The organism is Microcoleus sp. w2-18bC1, from assembly GCF_036700365.1.
Taxonomy (GTDB): Bacteria; Cyanobacteriota; Cyanobacteriia; order Cyanobacteriales; family Microcoleaceae; genus Microcoleus.
This window is the reverse complement of record NZ_JAUBOS010000001.1, coordinates 77,356-92,571: the sequence shown is the minus strand read 5'-3', so window position 1 is coordinate 92,571 and position 15,216 is coordinate 77,356. Positions and strand designations below refer to the sequence as shown.

The following is a 15,216-nucleotide window of genomic DNA, read 5'->3' as shown; positions in this document are numbered from 1 at the left end:
TAATCTGTAGGGTGCTTGTGGCGCACCCTACAAGCTTGGCAAATTTACTTTATGACAGCTTTAAAAATGTCAACAGATATAGATAAAAAAAGTAAACAAATCAGATTTTTAGTATCCAGTGTGCTGGTACGGAGTTTAATTTACAGCGGCTTTTTTGCTGGCATACTAGCATCTTTTTACGATTTCCAACTCAACACTATTGTCATGCCAACCAGTATTGCGCGATTGACAGAAGTGAAACAAGATATTACTTCGATCAATGAAGCGCAGCAAGCTTACTATGCAAAAAATAACAAATTTAGTGATTCCCTGGAAGGGTTGGGTGTCAAACTGAGAGCCACAAATAACTATAAGTACAAAATTCTGTCATCATCAATGAACCCAGTTCAAATCTTGGAGAATAAGCGCGAACCAGCACAAGTTGAAAGCGCGAGCGTCGTGATTGCTATACGTAGATTTGAAGAAGGGGAAGGCACAATGTACGCCGCAGTATACAGAGGAGCAGTATTTGCTTTCAGAAAAGATGTTAGCAATCAACTAACAACAATTTCGGTCATCTGCGAAAGCGAGCTGTCAAGGGGTGGGTATCCAACCTATCCGATTCAGCCAACTTTTGACGGCACAAAAACTTACTGCCCGCGCCATACAACTACTTTAAGGTAATACCTTTAAACTATGTTGGGCGATTCTTTGATTGTCTAAATAAAATTCAAACTTCCAATTCCCAGGTGGCTCAGAATGCCTATCATTTTTAAAGTTGTACCCGCACCAAGTTTTTAGTCTATTTGCCGTTGTCATTAAACGAGATTGACCCTGGTCTACCAAGTTTCCGAAAGGATCAAATAACTTACAAATACCTTGATATTCTCCCTTTGACAAGTTAGTGACACTGACAGCAAAATAGACTTTCTGTGGTTTTTTTAAAGACACAAAATCTATAATTTGTTCCGATTTTAGCTCGCTAGTTAACATCACTTGAGTCACAGGTTTTAAATTCTGTTGGCTGGCTTCTGGTTGGGATTTAACTACTTGTTGAAGTTGAGGATATTTCAAGATAAACGGGATAAAAATAGCAGCACTTGCTGTCAACACTCCGATTGATATCAGTGCAAGTTTTGATTTTTTAGGCTGGCGAACTACCTCCAGGGGAATTAAATCATTGAGGGCCGCATCTGCGGAAGCATAGCGGTGTTTAAAATTCGCTTCCACCATTTTTTGCAGCCAGTCAAGAAATTCTGGAGTTAGCTGCGGTAAGCGATGTTTAAAATTGATCCGCCCCGTCTCGTCCATCAAGCTGCCAATTTCGGTAGAATTGATGCCGATTAGCAAGCAAATTAGCGTGGCGCCGAGACTGTATAAATCGGATGCGACTGTTAGGTGGCGGTTGAACATTTGTTCGGGCGGCATAAAGCCCAAGGTGCCTTTGACAACGCTGCTTGCAGCCACTTCTCCCCCCCCGATTCTAGCAAATCCGAAATCGACAAGGCTGACATTCAGGCGATCGTCCACCAAGATATTTTCCGGCTTTAAATCTCGGTGGATAACTGGCGGCATCCGGTTTTGCAGGTATTTGAGTATTTCTAACACAGAGATAGCAATTTGCTTGGTTTTTTGCGGTGTTTGCTGCGGCGAAGTTGCCAGGGAAGTAGCATTTTTGTATTCCTGTACCATGCAGAAACCCGATGCAGTTTGGAAAGAATCTAAATAACGGGGAATGTTGGGGTTATCGAGTGCCCGCAAAATCTGAATTTCTTTTTCATAAGCTTGATATTCCGCCCAATTAGCACCAGTCTGGGCAAATTGAAATTGTTTGACAACGACGGAACGTTGAGTATTAATTTCGGTAGCGAGATAGGTAACTCTACCGCCCGCGCGGTTGTGTCCGAGTTCGCGAGTTACTTGATAGCCGTAGTTGGAAAAGTCAGGAAAAGCGTTCATAGGTTCGTAATAAGAAATTCAGTTCCAACAAGGTTTGTAGTAAGGACTTCAGTCCTCAATAACTCAGTAAAACAAGCGAGCAATTGTTTAAGGTTTAATTAAACTTGCTTGTAATTTGCGATACTTAGCAAGGATTCTATTCGGCTTAAAAACAATCATCTCAAGTAATGGAATAGCAGTGACAGCTAAAGAGGCGATTATAGCTCCTCCTACAGCTACTATTTCCATTGGTTCAACCGATTTTCGTTGAGCGACAACGTTTAAAAACAGTCGAAATGCTACTACCAAGCTCGTACAAAATCCAGCAACTAGAAAATCTCTTTTGTTGCGATTTATGTTAATAATTCTTCTCAGGGTAGTCGGCTCGTCAATCCGATTATGAAAAATCCTATAAATTATCATGCAACACAAATAAACTATCATGCAACACAAATTGGTTGGCAAAATAATCCATTCTCCTGTAACCTCATCCACCATGATTGCCTCGATAATAAGCAATGCAAATAATAAAAATTGCCCGATAATAGCAATAGTCATAGCCAAAGCCCTATTCATCATACTTCCAAGTGCAGCTCCACATAAACTAAAGAATATCAGCGCAATTACCATCCAGATCGAGGCAGCAATTGATAGAATTGTATTGTTCGATTGGGGGAAATTACGAATAAATTCAGTAAAATCAGACCAAACAAAAAAATATAAAATTAATCCTATTAGCGATCCCACTACTCCTCCTACCCAAGTTTTTTTATTTCCATGTGATTCTGCTAAGAGTGTGATTTCAGCAACTGCAAATCCATAGACTAAGCTCGCAATACCGAAAGCAATGGCAGAGTTGTCGCCCATATTAAAGAGAAAGCCGAATAACACCAACCAGCAGATCAAAATCAGGTTGCCCTTAGACAATAAAGTAGTTAGTTCTGGTATGGGGAGAGAAGCTGTTGTGACTTTAATTTTGAGTTGATAAGTGTCGGGTTCGGAATTAGTATGCAAGATCATATAGCGCTCATAAGCTTGACTTGCCAACAATTGTTTGGTCTCAACTAGGATTTTGCAAGCAACATTATTGCTCTCAAATTTCTGCGGCTCAAACGAGATCCAAGGGTGGTCGTAAGGTGTGTGTGGCGGGTCGTTCGGATGCGCGGCAACTTCCCATCTGCCCGCAAGCATTGTATCTGGAATTGGATTGCTAATTTCGATTATTTCTGTTATTGTTTCTCCCAATTCTGTAGCGGTTAATTCCAGGTGATCGCGCTCAAGCCTCACTTTCGGCAAGCGGCTAACATCAAGAGATTTCAGAACCGCCAAAGCCTCAGCCGCTGACTTGTATCTGTCTTGCAATCTTGGCGCTACCATCCTGTCCAGCCAGTTCATCCAACCCTGCTGCAACGGCGGTACTAAATGCCGGAAATGAATGCTATAATTATCATCGATCAAGTTGCCGACATCCCCAGATTTCGTACCAGTTAACAAACAAATTAGCGTCGCACCCAAGCCGTAAAGGTCGGATGCTTGTGTTAATTCCCGGTTAAACATTTGCTCTGGTGGCATGAATCCCATTGTGCCTTTGACTACGCTGCTGGCGGCGATGTTTCCGCCTCCCAAGCGCGCAAAACCGAAGTCTACTAGGTAAACATTTAACTCGTCATCGATTAACAAGTTTTCCGGTTTGAGGTCGCGGTGGATTACGGGCGGTTTTTGGGATTGCAGGTAAACTAAAATCTCTAAAGCGGCGATCGCAAATTCTTTTATATCCGGCGGCGAAAAACTCCGCGCTACAGCAGATTCGGCATTTTTGTATTCCTGCACCATGCAGAAACCGCTGTCAGTTTGAAAAGAATCCAAATAGCGGGGAATGCCCGGAAAATCCAGATTTTGCAAAACTTTAATTTCTTGTTCGTAAGCTTCGTATTCTGCCCAGCTAGCACCTAATTGAGCGAATTGAAATTGCTTAATTACAACTAATTTTTGAGTATTCGTATTTTTCGCTAAGTATGTAACTCGGCCGCCGAGACTGTTGTGTCCGAGTTCTTTTTCAATCTGATAGCCGTGAGTGGAAAAATTGGGGAAGGCGTTCATATAGTTTGTAGTAATGTTCTTATGGGGGGGCTTCTAGCCCGTCATTAACTGGCAAGATGCCTGTTACACAAACAGTGAATTTTTTTTGGATGGGTTTCTATCCTGTCAGCAACAGGCAAGATGCCTGTTCCACAAAGAGTTATTTTTTTTTGTGGGGTTATATCCTGTCAGCAACAGGCAAGATGCCTGTTCCACAAAGAGTTATTTTTTTTTGATGGATCGACGTTACCAACATAACTTTTTTCCAAAAAGGCTGCAAGTGCGGTATGATGTGATTTCGCGATCGGTTCTAGCGGGGAGCAGCCGTTAGAGGAAACGGGGAAAGTTCGGTGCAAGTCCGGCGCTGTCCCGCAACTGTAATGAAACCCTTGTGGTTTCTCAAGTCAGAATGCCCGCCGATATCTAACTCACTTTTGAACGCATCTGCGAGATACGGATGATGGATGGAATTAACACGGCTGTACGCACAAAGCACAGTCTATTTGTTTGCACTGCTTGCGCTAGTGTTTGGAAAAACGGCAAGCGCGAAGGCAAAAGCGGCGGTCAACAATTTATGGAAAATTTGTCGCAACTCGCTAAAGATTGGGAGTTTTCTGATAAGTTTGAGATTCAAGAGGTTGAGTGCATGAGTGCTTGCAGTCACTCTTGTGCGGTGTCTTTTGCTGCTGTTGGAAAGTACACTTATCTGTTTGGCGATTTACCAGCAAATGAGTCGGAAAGCGTCGAGGCGGTACTCGAATGCGCGGGTCAATACTATGCTAAACCGGACGGTTTGTTGCCTTGGTCGGAGCGTCCTCAAGCTCTGAAAAAAGGTGTTTTAGCAAAGATTCCACCGCTGGCAAATTAGAGCCTTTCTCGTTACCATGCTCTGCCCATTGGTGACTACTTAACGTCAAACCGATCGTCTCTCTTGTTTTTATCGAAATCTAGATCCCCCCTAACCCCCCTTAATAAGGGGGGGACAAGAAATATTCTCAAAGTCCCCCTTCTTAAGGGGGATTTAGGGGGATCTAGACTTTGCTTAAAAGCGACTTTTATTGTAGATTTCAGTCTTAAGTTGTCACCTACGATCTCGGTCTGGTAACACATATGCAGAGGCTCTGCCTCGTATTAAAAGCGCTCCTTTATTCCAGCGAGGCAGAGCCTCTAGATTAGCATTCCCAGGCAGAGCCTGGTCACGAGATATCCTATCACCAAATAAGCACAAAATTATCAATGCACAAAATTCCTGTTACTGTCATCACTGGTTTTCTTGGTAGCGGCAAAACTACCTTAATTCGCCACTTATTGCAAAATAATCAAGGTCGCCGCATTGCTGTTCTGGTTAACGAATTTGGCGAAATCGGAATTGACGGAGAACTGCTGCGCGATTGCCAAGTTTGCGACGAAGAAGAAAATGTTAGCAGCAATATTGTTGAACTAACAAATGGTTGTCTTTGCTGCACTGTTCAAGAGGAATTCTTGCCGACTATGCAGGAATTGTTGAAGCGCAGAGAACAAATTGATTGTATTTTAATTGAGACTTCTGGCCTCGCACTTCCTAAACCTTTAATTCAAGCTTTTCGCTGGCCGGAAATTCGCACGGGTGCTACAGTAGACGGTGTTGTTGCTGTTGTCGATTGCGAAGCTATTGCTAGCGGTTCTTTTGTCGGTGATATCGATGCTTTGATGGCACAGCGACAGGCTGATGATAGTTTAGATCACGAAACTCCGATCGAGGAATTGTTTGAAGACCAGTTAGCCTGTGCCGATATGGTACTTTTAACGAAGGTCGATCGCGTAGATGCGGAAACTCACAAGAAAGTCCAAAGCTGGTTGCAGCAAGAGTTGCGTCCGAGTGTGAAAATTGTGCCCTGCAAAGGTGGCGAAATTAACCCTGATGTGCTAATGGGATTTAATGCGGCGGTTGAGGATGATTTGGAGTCTCGTCCGAGTCACCACGACACTGAGGAGGAACACGAGCACGATGATGATATTAACTCGACTTACTTTATTGCCGATCGCGAATTTGAACCTGAAGCTTTGGTGAAAAAACTGCAATCCTTGATGCAGCAGGAGGAAATTTATCGGATTAAAGGGTTTGTGGCGGTTCCCAAGAAACCGATGAGGATGGTGTTACAAGGTGTGGGCTCGCGGATAGAATATTTTTACGATCGCCCTTGGCAACCTTCCGAACTCCGCCAAACCAAATTAGTGCTGATCGGTCGAGAGTTAGATCGCGATCGAATTGCAACTATGATTAACAATTAAGTTTCATCTGAGAGGGGCGGGTTTATCGATATTTTGAATTGCAGCAAATATTATTGGTAAAACTCACTCCTCCAAGCTCTCACGAACAATTTATTAACATTATTTAATATTGTGGTCACTGCCAGCAAGTCTGGTATAGAATAGTGATAATGGTTATCATTGTACAATAATCGAGGTCAAGTATGGTGAGTGCTGGGGCGATCGCATCAGTTCCTGTTACTGTTCTCACAGGCTATCTGGGTGCAGGCAAAACTACGCTACTGAACCGCATTTTAACACAGGAACATGGCAAAAAAGTTGCAGTCATCGTCAACGAATTTGGCGAAGTAGGCATCGACAACCAACTGATAATTGATGCCGACGAAGAAATTTTTGAGATGAACAACGGCTGCATTTGCTGTACAGTCCGAGGTGATTTAATTCGGATTATCGCTAACTTAATGAAGCGCCGCGACAAATTCGATCACATAGTCATCGAAACCACAGGTTTAGCCGACCCCGCACCCGTAATTCAAACATTTTTTGTAGACGAAGATATGCGGGAAAAATTGCTGCTAGACGCAGTTGTCACCGTAGTGGATGCCAAGCACATCTGGCAGCACTGGGATGCAGACGAAGCTCAAGAACAAATTGCCTTCGCTGATGTAGTTTTACTCAACAAAACAGATTTAGTGACTGACGAAGAATTGGTTGAATTAGAAAAGCGAATTCGCGCCATGAATGCAATGGCAAAAATTCACCGAACCCGCAATGCTGAATTACAAATGGATGCTTTGTTGGGCGTTAAAGCATTTGATTTGAACCGCGCATTAGAAATCGAACCCGACTTTTTGGGCGAGCACACTCACGAACACGACGAAACAGTTACCTCCGTAGCAATAGTAGAATCCGGCGCTATTGACCGCAACAAATTCAGCGATTGGATGGAGGAATTGTTGCGGACTCAAGGGCCAAATATCTTTCGGACAAAAGGAATTTTGAATGTCGCCGGAGACAACCAGCGATTTGTTTTCCAAGGAGTACACATGGTGTTCGATGGCCGGCCGGATAGGCCTTGGAAAGCCACCGAAACTCCGAAAAATGAACTCGTATTCATCGGCCGTAACTTAAACGAAAATCAATTGCGAGAGGATTTCCGTCGGTGTCTAGTTTAAAAAGTAGCGAACAAACCCTGGAATTTCACGCCAAAGCAATGCTGTCTGACTACGTAACTGCTGTTACTTGGTCGCCGGATGGTACAAGTTTAGCAGTCTGTTCTGCTGCGGGGGAAGTGATGCTGGCGGAAGTAGGGGAAGTTAATGAATTGTCCTTGCAAACACTACAAAGTGCCACGGGTAAGTCAGCCGATTGTTTGTCTTTTTCCCGCGACAGTCAATTCCTAGCTGCTGGCGGACAAGATGGAAAAGTGCGAATTTGGCGCGTTAATTCTGGGGAATTAATTGCTGATTTGGATAACCAGCGTGTCTGGGTTGATAAGTTAGCTTGGAGTCCCAACTGCAACCAGTTAGCTTTCAGTATGGGCCGCTACGTTCAAGTCTGGAATGCTGAGGATAATGTTGTTGAAGTAACGCTGAATTTCGAGTCATCATCTATCCTCGATTTAGCATGGCATCCGATGGTTCAATATCTGGCAGTTAGCGGCTATCAAGGCGTCAAAGTTTGGCATGGCGAAGACTGGGACGAAGACCCGGAAATTTTATCAGTACCCTCTGCAACCGGTGCAATTGCTTGGTCGCCACAAGGAGAATATTTAGCTTGTGGCAATATGGACAATACTCTCATTGTTAATGAATGGGGAAATTTTGAACCGTGGGTAATGCAGGGTTTTCCGGGGAAAGTTCGGGAGTTAGCTTGGTCGGATAAAACTAATTCTTTGGGTGCACCTTTGTTAGCTGCTTCGAGCTCTCAAGGCATTTCCGTCTGGGAAAGAGACGCTGATGAAAGTGTTGGTTGGGATTCTTGGGCGTTAGAGGTGCATGAAAATGTGGTAAATGCGATCGCCTTTCAACCTAGCACATTTTTATTAGCTTCCGCCGCCGCAGATGGTCAAGTTTGTTTGTGGGGGGAAGCAGAACAATTGCTGCAAATTCTAGAAGGTGCAGAGGGCGGTTTTTCCTGTCTCGCATGGCATCCCGAAGGTCAGTTTCTCGCCGCTGGCGGATGCGGTGGCGAATTGCTGGTTTGGTCAAAGTCTATGCGCGGCAAAGGCTTCGGGCGGCGCTAAGTTGGCATAACGGGCGCACCAGTTTGACCAAAACATAAAAATTGAAAACTTGGTCTTGACAAAATGCTAGATTACAATACCATTTTAGTGGCTGAACTATCCTCCAAGGCGATCGACAATTATGACCCAACAGCAATTTCTCGAACAACTCAACACTATTCTCGACCAAAACCACTTGCTGAAACACCCGTTCTACCAAATGTGGAACGAAGGTAAACTCGACCTCGCAATGCTGCAAGAGTACGCCAAAGAATATTATCTGCAAGTCCACAACTTCCCCACCTACGTCAGCGCTACGCACGCCGCCTGTGACGACATCAAAATTCGTCAAATGCTCCTCGAAAACCTGATAGAAGAAGAGAGAGGCGCTGCTAATCACCCTGAACTGTGGCTGCGCTTTGCCGAAGGTTTGGGTTTAGACAGAAATGCTGTTATCGATCACGAACACTTAGAAAAAACCAGCGAATCCGTTCGCATTCTCAAAGACTTAGCGCGCAGCGAATCGCCTGTCACAGGTTTAGCAGCCCTTTACGCTTACGAAGCGCAAATCCCCGAAGTTTCTACAACCAAAATCGCTGGTTTGAAGGAATTTTACGGCATCGATTCCGAATCTGCTTTGTCTTTCTTTAAAGTCCACGAAAAAGCCGACGAGTTCCACTCGGAAGCTACCCGCGAAGCGCTGTTAGAACTTTGCCAAACTGAAGAAGCAAAACAGGAAGCGCTGTTAGCAACTGAGAAAGCAACTTTTGCTATCAACTTACTGCTTGACGGCGTTTATGAAACCTATTGTCAAGCTAAGTAATCAGGCGTAAAAAACGCATAATTTGTAGCGGCGGGTGAGTGCCATTGCTGTCAACAAGCGCGTCAAACTTAGTACCAAGTCTAACGTCGTACCAAGTCTGCTGTTTGACTACTAGGCCCAGATCCCCCCCTAGCCCCCCTTCTTAAGGGGGGAACCGGAAAGGCTCTAAGTCCCCTTCGATTCGGGAAGAACCGCAAAGGATCAAAGTCCCCCTTTTTAAAGGGGATTTAGCGGGATAGAGACTCAGCTAAAAGCGATATTTATCAAGAGTTTTACACTTAATCGAATTATCCTGCTCTCTTTCTTGTCAAAATTCCTTGACTGGGACTGAATAGCAAAGCCCCTAAAAATAACCCAAAAATAACTAATACAATTGCCGCCCCAGACGGCATATTAAAATAATAGCTGAGATACATACCAGTCACGCTAGCTATAATCCCAATAATTGCTCCTAATCCCATCATTAAATGTAGCTCTTTTACCAACAAATACGCCGTAATTCCCGGTCCGATTAATAGCGAAATTACTAACAGCGCCCCCACAGTTTGCAAACTCGCAACAATCGTCAGCGTAATCGCCGAAATCATCCCCAAATAAATCCAGTTTACAGGTAAACCGGACGCTTGCGCCCCCAGAGGGTCAAAAGTATAGAATAGCAGTTCTTTGTAAAAGATTTTAACCGTCGCCAAAATTATCAAAGTTATCACCACAGTCTGCTGCACGTCCGTCGGTGCAACTGACAAGATATTCCCGAACAGAAACCCGTCTAAGTCTAATTTTGTTGTCCGCAATAAGCTAATCAAGGTGACGCTAATGGCTAAAAATGTAGATAAAATTAATGCCATGACTGCATCAATTTTTAGGCGCGATTGCGATTGAATCCACGCCATAATTACCGCGCTGATAATTCCCGATATAAAGGCGCCGATCGAAATATTGAAACCTAAAGAAAAAGCCACTGGCAATCCTGCTAATACTGAATGGGCTATCATGTCAACCATCATTCCCATTTGCTGTACAATTAAGTAGGAGCCGACAACGGCGCAGAGAATTCCTAGCAAAACGCCGACGGCGATCGCATTTCGCATGAACTCGAATTTTAGCGGCTCAATTAGTAGGTTTAACATTGAATTACGTCAATAATAGGATTTTTTCAACCACCTTCAATTGCACAGGCGTCCCGCCCGTGCCACTATCAATTGCACAGGCGTCCCGCCCGTGCCACTATCAATTTTAAAGATAAATCTTTTTTGGCTTACGCTGAAACTAAACTTAAATCGTATCCATAGGCTTTTTGAATATTGGCTGCGGTGAGCACTTCCCGGCAGGTACCACTTGCAATTAACTGCTTATTTAGCAATAATAAATTGTCGTACTGTTTTAAAGTTTCGCCTAAATCGTGGCTGATTACTAGCAATGTTTTATTTTCGGCCTTGAGCTCTGCAAAAATATTGAAAATAATTTCTTCAGTTGCTTTGTCGATCGCGTTAAAAGGTTCGTCGAAAAAAAATAAATCGGCTTGTTGGGCGATCGACCTTGCTAAGAAAATCCGCTGCTGCTGTCCGCCAGACAGTTCGCCAATTTGCCGATCGCGCAAATCCCACATTCCCACCCGCAGCAAAGCAGCTTTCACCAATTCTTGCGACTGCTTCGAGGGACTGCGAAACCAACCAGTCTGGACGGTTCGTGCCATCATTACCGCATTCCACACCGTAATCGGATAATCCCAGTCAATTTGCGATCGCTGCGGCACATAAGCCACCCGCGACAACTGTTCCTTCAGCAGCCGCCCCTGATATTTGACCAAACCGCGACAGGTGGGTATCAATCCCAGCATCGCTTTCACCATCGTGCTTTTCCCCGCGCCGTTGGGGCCGAACACACCGGTTAATTGTCCGGGATCTAACTGGAAATTCACGCTGTTGAGGGCCGCAATTCCGCGATAATTGACAGCCAAGTCTTGCACTTCTAGCATAATTAGAGATTTTGAGAACGATTCTTGTTCGTAGCTACTACAATAGGATAACTCGAAAAAGCAATAATGATTATCGTTCCAAAGGTGAAAATGTTAAAGAACTTGGCTGGAAAAACCCGCCGATTGTGGGGTACGGCTGTTTTGGCAATTGGTTGCGGAGTGGTTGCGTGCAGTGGAGCACAGAACGCAAGTAATAAAGTGCCAGAGAGTCCCGCCGCAACTCAAACTCCAGCCAGTCAGGCCGCTAACTTGCCCAAAGTCGTGGCCACGACTGGCGTTATCTGCAACCTAACTAAAGAAACCGCTCAAAGTTCGATCGACACTACCTGTCTAATCAAGCCGGGAGACGACCCCCACGCCTATCAAACCAAACCGGAAGACCGCAAAGCGATTGAAACAGCAAATCTGATTTTATACGGCGGCTACAACCACGAACCCAGCATCATTAAGTTAATTCAATCCAGCAGTAATTCCGCGCCCAAAATCGCCGTCCACGAACTCGCCGTTCCCAAACCGCTGATGGGCAAAGACGAGCACGAACACGGCGAAGAGAAAGGGGAAAACCAATCTCATGCAGAAGGCGAAAAAGTCCCTGATCCTCACGTTTGGCATAACCCTCAAAATGGCATCCGTATGGTAGAAACAATTCGCGATGAATTGATCAAAGTTTCCCCCAACAATGCTCAAATTTATACAAAAAATGCAGCCAGCTTAACAGATGAGTTGCAAAAAATAGATACTTGGATTAAAGCTCAAATTGCGACTATTCCAGCCCAAAAACGCAAGTTAGTAACAACTCACGATGCTCTGAGTTACTATGCCGATGCTTACGGTTTAGAGATGGCTGGAGCTTTGCAGGGTGTGACGACAGAGGAACAGCCCACCGCCGCAAGAATTGCCGAATTGTCCTCAGAAATTAAGACCGCAGGAGTGCCGACAATTTTTGCCGAAACTACAACTAATCCGAAGTTGATGGAGACTGTGGCGAGGGAGGCAAATGTCAAAATTTGGGACAAAGAACTTTACAGCGACGAGTTGGGCGGCCCGGGCACCGGTGCTGATACATATCAGGGAATGCTGAAAACTAATACTTGCGCGATTATTTCTGGCCTCGGCGGTAATTGTACTTCCTTTGCCGGAGAAACTGCACCAACTCCCAAACCATAGAATTTTCTAAAGTTCGCCTACTACCAAGCACCTTACATTTAATGGGTACGCAGCAAAATGCAGCGCTCGCAATCGCAGGGGTTTTCGATTGCCAACGCTGCGTTGGCTGCGATGACTTTAAGGTGAATTTTGCTCCTCGGTACTGGGGGGTTTTTGACCAATTCCCAATTGCTTCTTAGAGGATTTTAAGTCTTTCCAAAGCATCTTAATATCTTTATAGGCTTTCTCAGCACTAATTTTCCCCCCTGTTTCCAGCGAGCAAATATAAGTTATTTTTTGAGCAAACTCCTGCAAGTTGGCATTAAACGCCAAGTTTTCTGGCGTGAAATCACCGTAGTAGCGATTGCGAGGATGTAAAAAATCTTCCCGCTCTTTCATTGCCCCCTCCTAATTAAACTTTTGGTATTCAACTTGTGGTTCGGTCTCTGCTGTTAATAGCACTATTTGTACTCAGTATCGCGGCGCTAACTTGCTTCTATTGTATTGCGTAAGTAGCAATTGTGCTTTTTCGCTCTGTATTTAGTCTATTAATACAGTCTTAACCTTAAGTTAGCTTTATTTTAACTTTTCTTTAACCTAAAAGCAAAAAAAATGGGAAATGCGCGGTTCGCATCTCCCTAAAGATAGATTTGGCAGTTGGTAATTAACCTTTTGTGAAGCCGAATATTTATTTGTGGCACTCGCAGCCGGTGTGGCCACAGCCTTGGCCGTTGGGGTGTCCGTCAGCGCAAGCACTGGAACAGTATGTTTTGCCGTCTTTTTCAATGGCTCCGCTGGGGCTGACAACGCACGAGCATGAAGGACAGGCACATTTTGTTTGGGTGGCAGTAGTCATTTTACATTCTCCTGGTGGGGTTGTTTGTCTCTACTAATATATGAACACATATTCAGATATAAGTCAAGGGAGTGTAAAAGTTTTGTTACAAAAGCTTTGCCGATCGCACTAAAATGAAAATGAGAATTAAAATTAGCCGGGAAAAGATGTCACCCAACTCTGCTGTTAATGGAGCGATAAGTCAGCCTCACCAAGAAAACGATACACCAGTGTGCGATCGACCGCACCTAGTTGACAGTGTACGGGCCGGGGACATCCAAACACAAGTTCTCAACACCGCAAAAGCGCAGCGGATGGCTGAGTTTTTCAGTCTTTTGGGAGATGCGAATCGCCTGCGGCTGCTGTCGGTTTTGGCAAAACAAGAACTGTGCGTGTGTGACTTAGCTGCGGCATTGAGTATGAGTGAGTCAGCAGTATCGCATCAGTTGCGGGCATTGCGGGCGATGCGGTTGGTAAGTTACCGCAAGGTTGGGAGACAAGTTTTTTATAGTTTACTCGATCGCCACGTTTTTGAACTTTACCAAGCCGTCGCCGACCACTTAGACGAAGCAGATTAAGCTTTTGGGCATTGGGCATTGGTAATGGATTTAAAATTCTCTAGGGGCGGCTTTTACCAATTATTTTGGTTTAAGACCACTAATCTCGTAAATCCGCCCCCACCCAACTAGATATTAATCTTGGACGGTGTGGCCTGTAGCAACAACCGCCTGTTTAATTGACTCTTCCGAAGCTTGAGCTTCTACTGTAACAGTCTTAGCTGCGACATCCACATTGACAGTAGCATCGGATTCAACAGTTTTGATGGCTTTGGTAATTGTATCACCGCAGCCAGAGCAGACGATCGAGGGAACGTTAAGTAGTATTGCCATAATTAAGCAAATTTTCGTAGATGACAGTATTATTTTTTATTTTAATCTAAATTCGTGAAACACGCGCTTTCCCCGATTTCGGCAGGGGTTTAAACCCCTGCCTCAAAGCTCAATTCGGTTAAAACCGACTGTAGAGTTTGACGTTAAAATTTATAGATTATTTCCCACTAATATCACTTCAAACTTAATACCTGTGAATGCACATTAATTTCGGGTATGCACCGGCCAACGGCGGCGGCTACAGGGCGCAAACTCGCAACTAAATCTACCATATCTGGTAAAGAAAGAGCTTGCCGCGCATCAGAAACCGATTTTTCCGGTTGCGGGTGACACTCGATAATTAATCCGTCTGCACCGCAAGCAACCGCTGCTTTGGCTAGTGGTGCGACTAATTCTCGCTTGCCGACGGCGTGAGAAGGGTCTACAATTACTGGCAAATGAGTTAACTGTTTCAGTGCTGCGACTGCACCCAAATCTAATACATTCCGGGTGTAATTGTCGAAGCTGCGGATGCCTCTTTCGCAGAGAACTACATGAGGATTTCCGTGACTGAGAATGTATTCGGCGGCCATCACAAATTCTTCGATTGTGGCTGACAAACCGCGTTTTAGCAGGACTGGTTTTCCGGCTTGACCGATCGCCTTTAGTAACTCGAAGTTTTGCATATTCCGACTGCCTAATTGCAGCATATCAGCATAGGTGACAACTGGCTCGATTTGGGCGATCGACATTACCTCTGTCACCACGGGTAAACCGTAACGCCGGCTGACATCAGCTAAAATTTCCAGTCCCTCAATTCCCATCCCTTGGAAAGCATAGGGAGAAGTGCGGGGTTTGTAGACTCCGCCTCGCAAAGCTTGCACGGATGCGGCGGATAGTTGGCGGGCGACGGTTTCCATTTGTGCAGAACTTTCGACGGTACAGGGGCCACCGATGATTAGTAATTCTGTGCCGCCGACTGAGACTGTTTCTGAGATTTTGACAATTGTTTGGTGTTCGGGATGAGATTTAGTGACGAGTTTGGCTTCTAACATGAGGGTATTTTCCAGGAAAATTAAGTGGGTGGTTGACAACAAA

At 44.7% G+C, this 15,216-nt stretch carries 16 protein-coding genes and 1 riboswitch; of the genes, 9 read left to right on the top strand and 7 right to left on the bottom strand.

Features of this window, described 5'->3' with window-relative positions; all coding sequences use genetic code 11:
- Nucleotides 1-51: 51 nt before the first annotated feature.
- A complete protein-coding gene (locus QT979_RS00370) occupies nt 52-663 on the top strand; it encodes a type IV pilin-like G/H family protein (protein ID WP_333307446.1) in 612 nt (203 codons plus the stop codon).
- On the opposite strand, the gene QT979_RS00365 is transcribed toward QT979_RS00370, so the two are convergent.
- Nucleotides 655-1,938: a serine/threonine-protein kinase gene (locus tag QT979_RS00365; protein ID WP_333307443.1), complete on the bottom strand. Its 1,284-nt coding sequence runs from the start codon at nt 1,936-1,938 to the stop codon at nt 655-657. The genes QT979_RS00370 and QT979_RS00365 overlap by 9 nt on opposite strands.
- An 87-nt stretch (nt 1,939-2,025) precedes the next feature.
- Nucleotides 2,026-4,017, bottom strand: coding sequence for a serine/threonine-protein kinase (locus tag QT979_RS00360; RefSeq protein ID WP_333307440.1), 1,992 nt, complete (start codon nt 4,015-4,017; stop codon nt 2,026-2,028).
- Nucleotides 4,018-4,284: 267 nt separating this feature from the next.
- A riboswitch (cobalamin riboswitch) is annotated at nt 4,285-4,431 on the top strand.
- 22 nt (nt 4,432-4,453) lie between these two features.
- Between QT979_RS00360 and QT979_RS00355 the strand changes: the two genes are divergently transcribed.
- The 5 genes from QT979_RS00355 (at nt 4,454) to QT979_RS00335 (ending at nt 9,293) form a co-directional block, all read left to right on the top strand.
- Nucleotides 4,454-4,864: a DUF1636 domain-containing protein gene (locus QT979_RS00355; RefSeq protein ID WP_333160448.1), complete on the top strand. Its 411-nt coding sequence runs from the start codon at nt 4,454-4,456 to the stop codon at nt 4,862-4,864.
- Nucleotides 4,865-5,232: 368 nt separating this feature from the next.
- A complete protein-coding gene (cobW, locus tag QT979_RS00350; protein ID WP_333307437.1) occupies nt 5,233-6,267 on the top strand; it encodes a cobalamin biosynthesis protein CobW in 1,035 nt (344 codons plus the stop codon).
- Nucleotides 6,268-6,449: 182 nt separating this feature from the next.
- On the top strand, nt 6,450-7,421 hold the full coding sequence (locus QT979_RS00345) for a GTP-binding protein (protein ID WP_333307434.1): 972 nt from the start codon (nt 6,450-6,452) through the stop codon (nt 7,419-7,421).
- Nucleotides 7,409-8,491, top strand: a complete 1,083-nt coding sequence (locus QT979_RS00340; protein WP_333209906.1) for a WD40 repeat domain-containing protein — start codon at nt 7,409-7,411, stop codon at nt 8,489-8,491. Before QT979_RS00345 ends, QT979_RS00340 begins: the two co-directional genes overlap by 13 nt.
- 121 nt (nt 8,492-8,612) lie before the next feature.
- Complete coding sequence (locus QT979_RS00335; protein ID WP_333209904.1) at nt 8,613-9,293, top strand: CADD family putative folate metabolism protein; 681 nt, start codon at nt 8,613-8,615, stop codon at nt 9,291-9,293.
- Nucleotides 9,294-9,580: 287 nt separating this feature from the next.
- On the opposite strand, the gene QT979_RS00330 is transcribed toward QT979_RS00335, so the two are convergent.
- A complete protein-coding gene (locus QT979_RS00330; RefSeq protein WP_333209902.1) occupies nt 9,581-10,420 on the bottom strand; it encodes a metal ABC transporter permease in 840 nt (279 codons plus the stop codon).
- A 128-nt stretch (nt 10,421-10,548) separates the two neighbouring features.
- Nucleotides 10,549-11,268 (bottom strand): metal ABC transporter ATP-binding protein, encoded by a 720-nt coding sequence (locus tag QT979_RS00325; protein WP_333307430.1) that lies wholly within the window; start codon nt 11,266-11,268, stop codon nt 10,549-10,551.
- Between the two features lie 66 nt (nt 11,269-11,334).
- On the opposite strand from QT979_RS00325, the gene QT979_RS00320 reads away from it, so the two are divergent.
- Nucleotides 11,335-12,435 (top strand): metal ABC transporter solute-binding protein, Zn/Mn family, encoded by a 1,101-nt coding sequence (locus QT979_RS00320; RefSeq protein WP_333307427.1) that lies wholly within the window; start codon nt 11,335-11,337, stop codon nt 12,433-12,435.
- A gap of 117 nt (nt 12,436-12,552) precedes the next feature.
- Here QT979_RS00320 and QT979_RS00315 read toward each other — a convergent pair whose 3' ends face one another.
- The gene (locus QT979_RS00315) at nt 12,553-12,813 is read right to left on the bottom strand and encodes a DUF7219 family protein (protein ID WP_006631574.1); all 261 of its coding nucleotides are present in this window, start codon (nt 12,811-12,813) and stop codon (nt 12,553-12,555) included.
- A 275-nt stretch (nt 12,814-13,088) separates the two neighbouring features.
- Between QT979_RS00315 and QT979_RS28925 the strand changes: the two genes are divergently transcribed.
- Nucleotides 13,089-13,307, top strand: a complete 219-nt coding sequence (locus QT979_RS28925; protein ID WP_445304746.1) for a hypothetical protein — start codon at nt 13,089-13,091, stop codon at nt 13,305-13,307.
- Between the two features lie 109 nt (nt 13,308-13,416).
- Nucleotides 13,417-13,827 (top strand): metalloregulator ArsR/SmtB family transcription factor, encoded by a 411-nt coding sequence (locus QT979_RS00305; RefSeq protein ID WP_333307886.1) that lies wholly within the window; start codon nt 13,417-13,419, stop codon nt 13,825-13,827.
- 114 nt (nt 13,828-13,941) lie between these two features.
- Here QT979_RS00305 and QT979_RS00300 read toward each other — a convergent pair whose 3' ends face one another.
- Nucleotides 13,942-14,139: a heavy-metal-associated domain-containing protein gene (locus tag QT979_RS00300; protein WP_333209897.1), complete on the bottom strand. Its 198-nt coding sequence runs from the start codon at nt 14,137-14,139 to the stop codon at nt 13,942-13,944.
- Nucleotides 14,140-14,312: 173 nt separating this feature from the next.
- Complete coding sequence (gene aroF, locus QT979_RS00295; RefSeq protein WP_333307422.1) at nt 14,313-15,173, bottom strand: 3-deoxy-7-phosphoheptulonate synthase; 861 nt, start codon at nt 15,171-15,173, stop codon at nt 14,313-14,315.
- Nucleotides 15,174-15,216 lie beyond the last annotated feature (43 nt).